Annotated in this window: 6 protein-coding genes and 1 pseudogene; 2 read left to right on the top strand and 5 right to left on the bottom strand. The window is 73.5% G+C overall.

Translation table 11 applies throughout. The features are described 5' to 3' along the window. Positions 1-26 precede the first annotated feature (26 nt). On the top strand, positions 27-308 hold the full coding sequence (locus BN1555_RS30180; protein ID WP_093803746.1) for a WhiB family transcriptional regulator: 282 nt from the start codon (positions 27-29) through the stop codon (positions 306-308). 170 nt (positions 309-478) lie between these two features. Here BN1555_RS30180 and BN1555_RS30175 read toward each other — a convergent pair. Both BN1555_RS30175 and BN1555_RS30170 read right to left on the bottom strand, forming a co-directional pair. After that, positions 479-3,104: pseudogene (locus BN1555_RS30175) on the bottom strand (SpoIIE family protein phosphatase). Positions 3,105-3,445: 341 nt separating this feature from the next. Further along, on the bottom strand, positions 3,446-4,123 hold the full coding sequence (locus BN1555_RS30170) for a PAS domain-containing protein (protein ID WP_093802299.1): 678 nt from the start codon (positions 4,121-4,123) through the stop codon (positions 3,446-3,448). Positions 4,124-4,263: 140 nt separating this feature from the next. On the opposite strand from BN1555_RS30170, the gene BN1555_RS30165 reads away from it, so the two are divergent. Next, a complete protein-coding gene (locus BN1555_RS30165) occupies positions 4,264-7,455 on the top strand; it encodes a cytochrome P450 (protein ID WP_093802298.1) in 3,192 nt (1,063 codons plus the stop codon). Between the two features lie 116 nt (positions 7,456-7,571). Here the strand turns inward: BN1555_RS30165 and BN1555_RS30160 are convergent, their stop codons facing one another. The 3 genes from BN1555_RS30160 to BN1555_RS30150 form a co-directional block, all read right to left on the bottom strand. Then, positions 7,572-8,123 (bottom strand): DoxX family protein, encoded by a 552-nt coding sequence (locus BN1555_RS30160; protein WP_093802297.1) that lies wholly within the window; start codon positions 8,121-8,123, stop codon positions 7,572-7,574. Positions 8,124-8,537: 414 nt separating this feature from the next. Beyond that, complete coding sequence (gene yicI / locus BN1555_RS30155; RefSeq protein ID WP_093802296.1) at positions 8,538-10,796, bottom strand: alpha-xylosidase; 2,259 nt, start codon at positions 10,794-10,796, stop codon at positions 8,538-8,540. After that, on the bottom strand, positions 10,793-13,651 hold the full coding sequence (locus BN1555_RS30150; protein WP_093803745.1) for a glycoside hydrolase family 3 C-terminal domain-containing protein: 2,859 nt from the start codon (positions 13,649-13,651) through the stop codon (positions 10,793-10,795). The genes yicI and BN1555_RS30150 overlap by 4 nt, the downstream gene beginning before the upstream one ends. Between the last annotated feature and the right edge of the window lie 227 nt (positions 13,652-13,878).

The following is a 13,878-nucleotide window of genomic DNA, read 5'->3' as shown; positions in this document are numbered from 1 at the left end:
GGGGCGGGGCGGGCACCCGGCGGCTCATGGATGGGCTGCCACTGGACCAGAGGTGGTTACGCAGGGCTGCCTGCGCGGACACCGACCCCGAACTCTTCTTCCCCGTGGGCGTCAAAGGCCCCGCACTGGACGAGCAGGCCGCGGCCAAGGAGGTGTGCGGACGCTGCCCGGTGACCCGGCAGTGCCTCGCCTACGCGCTGCGGTCCGGACAGCGCAGCGGGGTGTGGGGCGGGATGAGCGAGGACGAACGCTCCCCCTTGCACCGGGCCAGAGCGCGGGCCGGCCGAAGCGGGCACCTTCGTCGCTGAAGCCGCCCCTGCCCGCCGAAGCCGCCCCCGTTCACTGAAGCGCCCACGGGAGCCAGGAGCCAAGTCACCGGCGCGGGAACCTGCTCCGGCAGGGCGTTCACGGGCGTACGCAGGCGTCCCGCCGGACCGCCGGGACCGACGGCGGCACCGGCCCGGCAGCCGCGGCGTACTCAGCCGCTCACCGCCGGTTCACCCGTTCCCGTCGTCTGTTCGGACCAGATGACTTTGCCGTTGTCGGTGTAGCGGGTGCCCCAGCGGTCGGCGAACTGGGCGACGAGGAACAGGCCCCGGCCGCCCTCGTCGGTCGTCGCCGCGTAGCGCAGGTGCGGCGCGGTGCTGCTGGTGTCGGAGACTTCGCAGATCAGGGTGCGGTCATACAGCAGACGGACCCGGATCGGGGCGGCGCCGTAGCGGATGGCGTTGGTGACCAGCTCGCTGAGGATCAGTTCCGTGGTGAATGCCTCCTCCTCCAGTCCCCAGTCGGCGAGCCGGCGGGCGACTCCCTTGCGGACCTCCGCGACGGCGGAAGGGGCCGGCGCCACGTCCCAGTCGGCGACCCGGTCCGGGTCGAGGAGGCGCGTACCGGCCACGAGGAGAGCGACGTCGTCGCTCGGTGGCGCGGGCAGCATCGCTTCGAGCACGTCGGCGCAGATCTCCTCCGGGCTGCGCCCGGGGCGGCTCAGGCTGGTGCGCAGCAGCTCCAGGCCGGTGTCGATGTCCCGCTTGCCCGCCTCGACGAGGCCGTCCGTGTAGAGCACCAGCCGGCTGCCTTCCGGCACGTGCAGTTCGACCGCCTCGAAGGGCAGGGTGCCCAGGCCGAGGGGGGTCCGGTGGGGATCGCGGGAAACTCCACGGTGCCGTCGGGCAGGACCAGCGCGGGCCCCGGGTGGCCCGCTCCGGCGACGGAGCAGTTCCCGGTGACCGGGTCGTAGATCGCGTACAGGCAGGTGGCGCCGCTGACCTCCGCGCCTTCGGGCCCGGCTCCCTCCTCCTGGTCCATCCGGGCGACCAGTTCGTCGACGCGCGCGAGGAGCTCGTCGGCCGGCAGGTCCAGCGTGGAGAAGTTCTGGACCGCCGTGCGCAGTCGCCCCATCGTGGCGGCCGCGTGCAGACCGTGCCCGACGACGTCACCGACGACCAGGGCGACACGGGCACCGGGCAGCGGGATGACGTCGAACCAGTCCCCGCCCACCCCGGCCCGCGCCGGCAGGTAGCGGAAGGCGACATCGAGGGCGTCCTGCTCGGGCACACCGCTGGGCAGCAGGCTGCGCTGCAGCGCCACCGCCGTCTCGTGCTCGCGGGTGTAGCGGCGGGCGTTGTCGACGCAGACGGCGGCCCGGGCCACCAGTTCCTCGGCGAAGGTCACGTCCTCCTCGTCGAAGGGTTCCGGGTTCCGCGAGCGCCAGAAATTGGCCACCCCCAGGACGACGCCGCGCGCGTGCAGCGGCACCGAGAGCAGTGAGTGGACTCCGTACGCGAGGAGCTGCTCGATGCGCTCGGGATCGCGCCGGCGCAAGGTCTCCGACGTCGCCACATCGGTTTCCAGGAGCGCGCGGCCATTGCGCATGCCCGCGGTGGCCGGCGGGCTGTCGGGGGCGAGGCCGGTCACGCTGCCGATCGGGCGGAAGGGAGGGTACGGGCTCAGGCCGGAGACGGCCGTGCGGAGCATTCTCGTGACCGTTCCGGGGCCGGTTGCCGGCTCCTCTCCGCGCAGCACGGGTTCGGCCAGGTCGACCGTGGCGGTATCGGCGAACCGCGGGATCACCACCTCGGTCAGCTCTTCCGTGGTCCGGGTGATGTCGAGGGTGGTGCCGATGCGCGTGCCGGCCTCGTACAGCAGGAGCAGGCGCTCCCGTACGCCTTCGGCCTTTCCGGCGAGGGCTCTCAGCTCGGTGGTGTCCCGCAGGGTGGCGACGGTTCCGGGGGGCCCGCCGTACTCGCCGGTGCGCCGCAGGCTGACGGCCAGCAGGCGGTCACCGGCCCTGCGGAGCTCGTCCGTGGCGCCCCGGCCGGAGGCCAGCAGTGCGGCGACGGCGGGGTCCAGACCCACATCCGTCACGGCGCGGCCTTCGGCGTCCGCGGGCAGGCGCAGCAGTCGGCGCGCCTCGTCGTTGGCCAGCAGCAGCCGCCCGTCGTCGCCGATGATGAGGACCCCTTCCCGGACGGCGTGCAGCACCGCGTCGTGGTGCTCGTACAGCCGGGCCAGCTCGGCCGGATCCAGGCCGCGGGTCTGCCGCAGCAGGCGCCGGCTGACCAGCACCGCCCCGCCGGAGGCCAGTACCAGCGCCACGGCGGCGGAACCGAGGAGGACCGGCAGCTGGCGGCCCCCGCGCCCTGGATCCGGTCGACCGTGATCCCGACCATCACCGAGCCGGCGGCCGAGCCGTCCTCCCGGCGGACGGCGGACACGGAGATCACGGAGGATCCCGCGGCCGTCTCCGTGATCCGCGTGACGGGCTCGGCCGGAGGTTCTCCGGGACCCTTCACTTGGTCTCCGATGAGGGAGGGGTCCGGATGGGTGTACCGGATTCCGTCCGGTGAGTACACGACGACGAGGTCGACGCCCGCTCCCTTCCTGGTCTCCTCGGCCCACGGCTGGAGGGCGGCGGTGGGATCTCCGCTGTCCAGCGCGGGCAGGATCGCCGGGGAATGGGCGAACGTCTCGGCGACGGCGAGCGTGCGCAGGCCGGCCTCGTCCATGCTGTCGCGCCGCGCCTGGAACACCTGGGACACCACTGCCGCGGCGATGAGCAGTACGACGAAGACCAGCAGGAGCAGGAACACCTGCCCGGCCACACTGCGTACGCCGAAGAGGGACCGGAAGCGCGGGCCCGGCGGCCGGGGCGGCCCGTTCCGGCCGGGCGGTGCGGAATCCCCGTGGCCGCGGCGTCGCCCGCCGCCGCTCCGGTGCGGCCGCCGGCCGGCTCCGCGGAGCTGCACCCCGATCCGGTTGAATCCGCCCATAAGGCCATTCTTGCCTCATTGGTGCGGCTCCGGCGACGGCGGTGGGGCGGGCCGGGCCACTCTCGTGCGCGAAGACGACCGGGACCGTGCCGGCCGGGCGGGTACGAACGGGTGCGTACGGCCCGGATGCGGACGGCCGGGCGGCTCAGGCTGGGCGGCTCAGGCTGGGCGGCTCAGGCTGGGGTCGGCGGCCAGCTGCCCGGGGACAGCACGCCCAGTACGTACGCCCTGGCGACCAGCGCGGTGCGGCCCTGCACCCGCCAGCGACGGGCCAGCCGGGTGAGGTGGTAGTTGACGCCGTCCACCGTGAGCCCCAGCGCCGCGCCGATCGACGCCGTGGTGGCGCCCCCGGCGGCCAGCGCCAGGATCCGGGCCTCCACGGGGCTCGCCCGGCCCTTGGGCGCGGGCGGCGGGCCGGTGTCGCGGATCCGCAGCAGCGCCAGCAGCGCGGGCGGCCGCAACGAGGGGTCGCCGACCGGATCGACGGTCAGTTCCCCTTCCCGCTCGGCTTCGCCGGGTCCGGTGCGCCAGCGCACCTCCAGCGGGTAGCGCGACCGGTTCCCCAGCCGCAGCGCTTCGGTCAGCCGTTCGACCTGGGCCCCGTCCCGGGGCCTGAACAGGTCCAGCAGGTTGCGGCCGCGCAGCCGGCCGGGAACCGTGCCCCATTGCGCGGCCATGGCCGGGTTGGCGATCAGCACCTCGCCGTAGGCGTGGCACACCGCGACGGGGAGGGGAATCCGGTCCAGCAGGATCAGGAAGTGGTTGCGCCAGGGACCGGCCGTTCCGGCTGCTCCTGCTGCTCCGGCCGTTCCCGGCGGTTCCGCCGCGCCGCCCGCCGTCCCGTTGTCCATTGCTCCTTCTCCCGTTTCTTCCCCTGCTTCTTCCCTGCTTCTTCCGCGGTCCGCGCGCAAGAGCCCGCAGCGACAAACCACTGCACAATCATGTAGCCGCCCGGTCATGACGCACACACCGGCCCGGTGACGCTGGAGACATGACCGACACCATCGCGCCCCGCCCCGACGAACTCGCTCCCGAGGACACGATCCCGGTCGCCGACAGTTCGGCGACGGGACTCACCACGACGCCCCTCCAACAGGCGATGGACCTCGCCCGGACGCACGGTCCGGTCTTCAAGCGCAGGTTCAACGGCCACGAGACGCTGTTCGTCTCCTCGCTGGACCTGGTCACCGAGGTGGCCGACGAGAGCCGCTTCGCCAAGGGCGTGTCCGTCGTCCTGGAGAACGTCCGGGAGTTCGCCGGTGACGGCCTGTTCACCGCGTACAACGACGAGCCGAACTGGGCGAAGGCGCACGAGATCCTGATGCCGGCCTTCGCGCTCGGCTCGATGCGCGCCTACCACCCGGCGATGCTGAAGGTCGCCCGCCGGGTGATGGCCCGCTGGGACCGGCGGGCGGCCGACGGTTCACCCGTCGACGTCGCGGACGACATGACCAGGATGACGCTGGACACCATCGGGCTCGCCGGCTTCGGATTCGACTTCGAATCGTTCGCACGCGACACCCCGCACCCGTTCGTCGAGTCGATGGTGCGCTGTCTCCAGTGGAGCATGACCAAGTTCGCCCGCAGGCCCGGCGCCGACCACCGCGCGCAGGACGCGGCGTTCCGCGCCGACGCGGAGTACCTCGCGTCCGTCGTCGACGAGGTCGTCGCCGCCCGGACCGCGAGCGGTGAGACGGGGGACGACGATCTGCTGGGCCTGATGCTCGGCGCCGGGGAGGACGGGAACGGTACGACGCGCCCCGGCCCCGCTCTCGATCCCGCCAACGTACGCAACCAGATCATCACCTTCCTGATCGCCGGCCACGAGACCACCTCGGGCGCGCTCTCCTTCGCCCTGTACTACCTGCTCAAGGACCCGGTCGCGCTGCGCATGGCCCAGCGCGAGGCCGACGAGCTGTGGGGCGACGAGGCGGCCCCCGACCCGTCCTTCGAGGACGTCGGCCGGCTGCCGTTCGCCCGGCAGGTCCTCAACGAGGCGCTCCGCCTGTGGCCGACCGCCGCCGCCTTCAGCCGCCAGGCCCGCGAGGACACCCTGATCGGCGGTCGTTTCCCGGTGAGGGCCGGGGAGATGGTCACGGTGCTCACGCCGATGCTGCACCGCGATCCGTCCTGGGGCGACAATCCCGAGATGTTCGACCCGGCCCGCTTCGGCCCGGAGGCCGAGGCGGCGCGCTCACCGCACGCGTACAAGCCGTTCGGAACCGGTGAACGTGCTTGCATCGGGCGGCAGTTCGCGCTGCACGAGGCGACCATGCTGCTCGCGCTCCTGGTTCACCGCTACCGTCTGATCGACCACACCGACTACCTGCTGCGCGTCAAGGAGACGCTGACCCTCAAGCCCGACGGGTTCACGCTGACCCTGGCCGCCCGTACGCCCGGGGACCGGGCCGCGGCCCGCGCCGCGCTCGCCGTGCTCCCGGGCGGCGGCGCCACCGCCGCGGACGGCACGGCGGCCGGCCCCGCGGAAGGGCTGCCGGCCCGCGTCCCGCAGGGCACCGGGCTGCTGGTGCTGCACGGCACCAACTACGGCACCTGCCGCGAGTTCGCCGAGCGGCTCGCCGACGAGGCGGCCGGTCTGGGTTTCTCGGCCGACGTGGCACCGCTGGACGCGTTCGCCGGCGGGCTGCCCACCGATCGTCCCGTGGTCATCGTCGCCGCCTCCTACAACGGGCAGCCCACCGACGACGCGACCGCCTTCGTCCGGTGGCTGGGCGCCGCGCCCGAAGGGGCCGCGGCCGGCGTGCCGTACGCCGTCCTCGGTGTCGGCGACCGCAACTGGGCCGCGACGTACCAGCACGTGCCGAAGCTGATCGACGACCGGCTCGGTGCGCTGGGCGGCCGGCGCCTGCTGGAGCGCGCCGAGGCCGACGCCTCGGGCGACCTCGGCGGCACCGTCAAGGAGTTCACGGCGGCGTTGCGCGCACGGCTGCTGGCGCGGTACGGCGACCCCGCGAGCGCCGGCGCACCGACCGCCGGGGAAACCGGGGACGCCGGTTACACCGTCACCGAGATCACCGGCGGACCGCTGGACGCGCTCGCCGCCCGGCACGGCCTCGCCTCGATGACCGTCACGGAGGTCTACGACCTCACCGCCCGGGACTGGCCCCGGCCCAAGCGGTTCCTGCGGATCGCGCTGCCCGACGGGGTCGCCTACCGCACCGCCGACCACCTCGCCGTACTTCCGGCCAACGCGCCCGCCGCGGTCGAGCGGGCGGCCCGCGCCCTCGGTGCGGACCCGGACGCCGTCCTGGCGCTGCGCCCGGACCGCCCCGGCCGCGACACCCTCCCGGTCGACCGTCCCCTGACGATACGTCAGCTCCTCACGTACCACCTGGAACTGGGCGCACGGCCGGCCGCCGGACAGGCCGCCCTGCTGGCCTCCCACAACCCGTGCCCGCCCGAGCGGGCGTCCCTGGAAGCCCTCGCCGAGGACGATCCGCGCACCGTGATCGACCTGGTCGAGGCCCACCCGGCACTGCGCGGCGCCCTGCCCTGGCCGGTCGTCCTGAAGCTGCTGCCGCCGATGCGCACCCGGCACTACTCCGTCTCGTCGTCGCCCGCCGCCGACCCCCGCCACGCCGACCTGATGGTCTCGCTGCTGCCCGGGGGCACCGGTTCGACGCACCTGCACACCCTGCGGCCCGGTGACACCGTCCTGGCCCGCGTCCAGCCCTGCCGCGAGGTCTTCCGCATGGACGCGGCCGACCCCGCCCCCGTCATCATGGTCGCGGCCGGCACCGGCCTCGCGCCCTTCCGCGGCGCCGTCGCCGACCGCGTCGCCGCCGGCGCGACCACGCCCGCACGGCTCTACTTCGGCTGCGACGACCCCGACGGCGACTTCCTGCACGCCGCGGAATTCGCCGCCGCGGAGAAGGCCGGTGCCGTCCGGGTACGCCCCGTCTTCAGCGCCCGGCCCGAGCACGGCCACCGCTTCGTCCAGCACCGCATCGCCGCCGAGGCGGACGAGGTGTGGGAGCTGCTGCGGGCCGGTGCGCGGGTGTACGTCTGCGGCGACGGCAGCCGGATGGCGCCCGGGGTGCGGGCCGCGTTCCGCGACCTGCACGGCGCGCGCACGGGCGCCTCTCCGCAGGAATCCGAGGCGTGGCTGCGCGAACTGACCGCCTCCGGCCGCTACATCGAGGACGTGTACGCGGCGGGCTGACCGTCCCGTCCCGGCAGTCGGGGTCCCCCGGTGCCGGGGCGCCTTCGCGCGGAGTTCGGCGTCCGGCGTCCGGCGTCCGGCGTCCGGCGTCCGGCGTCCGGCGTCCGGCGTCCGGGTCAGCCGACCGGGAGCCGGTCTCCCACCGAGGCGGCCGCGGAGCGTACACCGTGCACCGCACCGGAGACGCCGGCGCCCGCCTCGCGCCCGGCCCGGCGGGCGCGGCGACGGCCGGAAGAGGCCGCGGCGCGCGAACGGTAGGCCAGTGACGGCTTCCCGTGCGTGTCCGCGGCGGCGATCAGCAGCCCGCCGAGCAGGGACAGGTTCTTGGTGAACTGGGTGCGCTGGCGGGCCCGCTCGTCAGGGTCCTCGGTCTTCCACCAGGCGTGCCCGGCGAGGGTCGTGGGGACGAGCGAGACCGCCAGCGCGAGGGCGGCGGCGCGCGGGAGGCGGCCCGTCGCGAGCAGGGCGCCGGCCCCCAGCTGGACGGCTCCGTTGATCCGTACGAGCCGGACCGTGTCGTCCGGCAGCTGTGGGATCCGGTCCGTGACGGGCTGGACGACCGGGTCGGCGGCGGAGAGCACGGAGTGCGGGTCGCGGAAGGTGCGCAGTCCGCCCGAGAGGAAGACGGAGGCGAGCAGGGGGCGTGCGGCTTTCCTCAGAATCGGCATGCTGAGCGCGTGCCCCGAATCCGGGCGGGGCACGCGTGTGCGTCAGGGGTGGATACCGGCCGCTCCCCCGCCCGCGGAGCGGCGCCACGGCGCGCCGCGTCCGGCGGCGCGGGCCGGGGACACCGCCGAGCGGCGCGTTCCTGCGGTTCCGGTACGCGGACGGGTCCGGCGACGCCGGGTCGCTCGCGTTCCGGACGCCGTGACACCGGCCGGCGCCGGCCGGTGTCACGGCGTCCCCGCGCCCGAAGAAGCACGGGGCAGACCGTGCCCACGAGGCCGGACGCGGCCGGACGCCCGCCGCCACGTACACACGGGCGCCGGCACCGGCCGGCGCGGCGGCACAGCCGGCCCCGAGGCCGGGGCCGGGGCCGGGGCCGGGGCCGGCAACGCCGTGCCGCCGCCGTGGCGGGCCGTTCATCGCGGGCCGGTCCGAGGCAGGAGGCCCGTCCCCGCCTCCTGGACCCGGAACGCCCGCTGGGAGCCCTCCGCCGTGACCCGCACCCCGTCGCCCTCGCGCACCGCGCGGAAGACGCCCGCGGGGCGTCCCTCCAGGTCGGGGACGGTGACCACGGCGCCGTCCGTGTCCGGGGTCACGAGCAGCGTCAGGTCGTCGAGCCAGTCGCCGTCGGGGCGCCGGTCGTCGGAGCCCAGCGGGAGCAGTGCCCCCGGGCGCACGTACAGCGGCAGGCTGTCGAAACCGTGGACCTCGCGCCTCCACCCCGGCCCCTGGACCGTCTCACCGGTCAGCAGGTGCGTCCAGGCTCCTTCGGGGAGGTAGAACTCGACGTCTCCGTCGGCAGTGAAGACGGGGGCCACCAGGAGGTCGGGACCGAGCATGTACTGGCGGTCCAGGGTGCGGCAGGCGGGGTCGTCGGGGAATTCCAGCAGCATGGGGCGCATCACGGGGACGCCGGTGCGGTGCGCCTCGACCGCGACGCCGTAGAGGTACGGCATCAGGCGGTGCTTGAGCAGCGTGAACTTGCGTGCGACCGCCACCGCTTCCTCGCCGAACGCCCACGGCACGCGGTACGAGACGTTGCCGTGCAGCCGGCTGTGCGAGGACAGCAGCCCGAAGGCGAGCCAGCGTTTGAAGACCTCCGGTTCCGGTGTGCCCTCGAAGCCGCCGATGTCATGGCTCCAGAAGCCGAAGCCGCTCAGGGACAGGGACAGACCGCCGCGCAGGGATTCGGCCATGGCGCCCAGGGACGCGAAGCAGTCGCCGCCCCAGTGCACCGGGAACTGCTGCCCTCCGGCCGTCGCCGAACGGGCGAAGAGCACCGCCTGGCCCGGGCCCCGCTCCTTCTCCAGGAGTTCGAAGACCGTGCTGTTGTAGAGGTGCGTGTAGTAGTTGTGCATCCGCTCCGGGTCCGAGCCGTCGTGCCAGACCACGTCGGTGGGGACGCGCTCGCCGAAGTCCGTCTTGAAGCAGTCCACGCCCTGGTCGAGGAGGACGCGCAGCTTGTCCGTGTACCACGCGCGCGCGCCCGGGTGGGTGAAGTCCACCAGGGCCATGCCCGGCTGCCACAGGTCCCACTGCCAGACGTCGCCGTTCGGGCGCCGTACCAGGAAGCCCCGGGCCGCGGCCTCGGCGAACAGCGCGGACTTCTGGGCGATGTAGGGGTTGATCCACATGCTGACCTTGAGGCCGCGCTCCGCGAGTCTGCGCAGCATGCCCTCCGGGTCGGGGAAGACCTCCGGGTCCCACTCCAGGTCCGACCACTGGTATTCGCGCATCCAGAAGCAGTCGAAGTGGAAGACGCTCAGCGGGATGTCGTGTTCCGCCATGCCGTCGACGAAGGAGGTGACGGTCTCCTCGTCGTACGGCGTGCAGAAGGAGGTCGTCAGCCACAGCCCGAACGACCAGGCCGGGGGCAGCGCGGGGCGGCCGGTCAGCGCCGTGTAGCGGCGCAGCACGTCCTTGGGCGTCGGCCCCGCGACGACGTAGAACTCCAGCGACTGGTCCTCGACGCTGAACTGCACCTGTCCGACGGACTCGGAGCCGATCTCGTACGACACCTTGCCGGGGTGGTTGACGAAGACGCCGTAGCCGCGCGAGGAGAGGTGGAAGGGGATGTTCTTGTACGCCTGCTCGCTGCTCGTGCCGCCGTCGGCCTGCCAGACGTCGACGCTCTGGCCGTTCTTGACGTACGGGGTGAAGCGTTCGCCGAGGCCGTAGATGTGCTCGCCGACGCCGAGCGCGAGCTGCCCGATCATGTGGTGGGCGCCGTCGGGGGTGGTGGCGAAGGCGGTGCCCCGGCGCTCGACGGCCGTCAGCCGCTGCCCTTCGGCGTCGAGGAACTCCAGGCCCCAGGGTGCCTCGGCGCCGGTGTTCAGGCGCAGCGTGAGCGGTCCGCTGGTCAGCTCGGTGACGTCCGCCTCACGGCGAACCTTGCCGGCGCCGGGTTCCACCTGCGCGCCCGGCAGGGTGAAGTCGGGGCCGCGGTGCGCCCGGCCGGCGTGGTGGGTGGTGCGGACGCCGATGACGCCCTCGGCCGGGGAGAAGCATTCGACGGTGATGAGCGGGGAGTTGAGGGTGTCGCCGCGGTCGCGTACGCGCTTGACGGACGCGTACGCCGTGAAGTGGTCGTCGCCCGCGCGCAGATCGCGTACCTCGGTCGCGTACGAGGCCCGTACGCCGTCGCGCATGAGCCAGAAGCCGTCGGTGAACTTCATCGAGTGGTGTTCCTCGGATTCGGTGCGGACGGGAAGGTGAGCCGTGCCAGGCGGACGGAGCCGCGCAGCCGCACGGCCAGGTCGTGCACGCCGGAGGCGGTGAAGGGGGCGGTGCGGGTCGCGTAGTCGTACGGTCCGCCGGCCGGGGTGACGGCGACGGTGGTGGCCGTGGCGCCCCAGGTGAGTTCGACGGATCCCCCACCGGACGTCTCGACGGTGACGGAACGGACGCCGTCCTCCCCGAAGTCGCAGTCACGGAAGACCAGTTGTCCCTCGTCGGCGCCGTCGGCCGGTGTCACGGCGTCACCGGACGTCCTGGTGCGGTCGACGATCTCGGTGCCGCGCTGTTCGTCGTACGACGCGGCATCGAGGCCCGCCTCCCGTACGGGTCTGGCGGCGAGCGGGTCGCCTTCGGCCCGTACGGACGCGGTGAGCCTGATGTCCGCGCTGGAGGCCCCGGCGAGCAGTTCGTACGTGCCGGGTGCCACGGCCCAGCGGGCGTGGGCGACGTCCCAGAACCCCAGCTCCGACAGCGGGAGCCGGAACTCCAGGCGCTGTGCCGCCCCTGCGGCGAGGTGCACGCGGCGGTGCGCGGCGAGCTGCCGGGACGGCCGGAGGACCGGCGGGTCCACCGCCCGGGTGTAGAGCTGGACCACTTCGCCGGCGTCGACGGGACCGGTGTTCGTGACGGTCAGCGCGACGTGGAGCAGATCCCCGTCACGCTCGGCCGCCAGGTCCTCGTAGGCGAAGGACGAGTAGCCCAGGCCGTGCCCGAAGGGGTAGAGCGGGGAGCCCCCGAAGTACAGGTACGTCTGGCGGGAGCCGATGATGTCGTAGTCGAACAGGTCCGGGAGGTCGGCGTCGGCCGCGTACCAGGTCTGCGGCAGCCGCCCGGCCGGTGAGACGTCGCCGGCCAGTACGCGGGCGAGCGCGGTGCCCGCGGCCTGGCCGCCGTGCGCGCTCCAGAGCAGCGCGGGCAGCTCGGCGTGGGCGTCGGCGACCGCGTACGGATAGGCCGAGACCAGGGCCAGCGCGGTACGCGGATTGGCGTCCCGGGCCGCGCGCCACAGCCGCTCCTGGTGCGGCGGCAGGGCCAGCGTCGTACGGTCCTCGGTCTCGCGCCCGTTGATGTGCGGGTCGTTTCCGGCGACGACGACCACGACGTCCGCGGCGGCCGCGGCGCGGGTCACCGCCTCCTCGCCCCGCTCCAGGAATTCGATCGTGAAGCCCTCCCCCTCGGCGGCGACCTCCACCGTGCCGTCGGCGGTGACACCGACGTACCCGCCCGTACCCGTGTGCCTGAGGAGGGACTCCTCCCCCCGGCTCTCCAGCGTGAAGGTCTCCTGGACCACCCATCCTCCGGGCCGGTCGGCGGACGCGCGGACGAATCCGTCGGCGCCGGCCGAGAGGTACCGGCCGTCGGGGGCGCGCAGCGTCAGCGTTCCGCCGCCCCAGTCGATCAGGGCGAGTTCGGTGGGCTCGGACCCCGTGGTCAGGGGCGGCAGGTCGGTACGGCCCGTGAGCAGCGCCGGGTCCAGTGCGCCTTCCACCGCCCGCTCCTCGCCGCCCGCCGGGGCCCGGGGCACCTGGAGCCAGCCCGTGGAGCACTTCAGGCGGACCCGGTCCACGCCCTCGGCGAAGGTGACGTTCTCGGCGCCGAAGCGTTCGCGCAGGCCGTCGAGTGCCGTGGAGCGGCGGATCAGCGAGCCGCTGTACCAGTCGGTCTTGCACTCGTCGGCGAGCAGTCCCACGACCGCGATCCGGGTGCCCTCGGCGAGCGGCAGCATCCCGTCGTTCTTGAGCAGCACGATCGCCTGCTCGGCGGCCTCCTGGGCGAGGGCCCGGTGCTCACCGGTGTCGAAGTCCCGCAGGGTGGTGCCCGCGTACGGGTCGAGACCGGGGTCGAACTCGCCGAGCCGGAACCGGACGGAGAGGTGGCGGCGTACCGCCGTGTCGATGTCCGGCTCGGAGAGCAGCCCCTGCTCCAGGGCGCGGCGGATCCGGCCGGTGACGACCGACGCGTCGGTGCCGTGGTCGGTGAAGCTGTCCACGCCGGCGCGGAGCGCGGCGGCGGTGGCCTCTTCGTGGGTGTCGAAGTACTTCTCGGACTCGACGAGGTTGGTGGGCGCGCCGGCGTCGGAGCACACCAGCAGCTCCTCGTCGGTCCAGGTGCGCAAGTGCTCGGACAGATGGGGCGACACGTGGTTGGGACGGCCGTTGACCAGATTGTACGCGGGCATCACCCCGGCGACCGCGCCCGCTTCGACGGCTCCCCGGAAGGCGCGCAGGTCGTACTCGTGCAGCACGCGCGGCCGCACCGACGCGGACGAAGTGTCCCTGAGGGTCTCGTTGTTGTGGGCCAGCCAGTGCTTGAGGACGGGCGCGGTGCGCCAGTAGACCGGGTGGTCGCCGCGCAGGCCCCTGGTGTACGCGACCGCGATCGCCGTGGTGAGCACGGGGTCCTCCGAGTACCCCTCCTCGCCCCTGCCCCACAGCGGGTGGCGCAGCAGGTTCACGGTGGGCGCCCAGACGTTGAGGCCGACGCGGTCGTCGCGGGAGCGCATGGCCCGCGCTTCGGTGCCGACCGCCTCGCCGACCCTGCGCACCAGGTCCTCGTTCCAGCTCGCTCCGAGCCCCACCGCCTGCGGGAAGACCGTCGCGGGCCCCATCCAGGCGACACCGTGCAGGGCCTCCTGTCCGGTGCGGAAGGGGCCGATGCCGAGCCGTTCCACGGCGGGTGCGAACTGGTGCAGCATCGCGATGCGTTCGTCGAGCGTCAGGCGGGCCAGCAGGTCGTCGATGCGCTTGCCGAAGGGAAGAGCGGGGTCGCGGAACGGTGGCGGGCTTGTCGTCACGTACATATCCCCTTGTGGCACTGGAGGAAGAAATCTTCGAAGCGCTTCGATGCTCGGTGCTCGACGGTTCGCGTGTCAAGGACTCACACCCGCGCATCACGGCCACCTCAAGCGACGAATGGACTACACCACTTCTGTGCCCTGACCGAAGAATGTGCGTATCGAGCCTTGTTCCGGCCCGCAGCTTCACTTAACCTCGCAGCAACATTGAAGCGCTTCGAAAGCCG

Origin of the sequence: Streptomyces sp. Wb2n-11, assembly GCF_001049855.1 — a bacterium.
Taxonomy (GTDB): domain Bacteria; phylum Actinomycetota; class Actinomycetes; order Streptomycetales; family Streptomycetaceae; genus Streptomyces; species Streptomyces altiplanensis.
The sequence above is the reverse complement of the archived record's forward strand: the minus strand, read 5'-3'. Positions and strand labels throughout refer to the sequence as shown.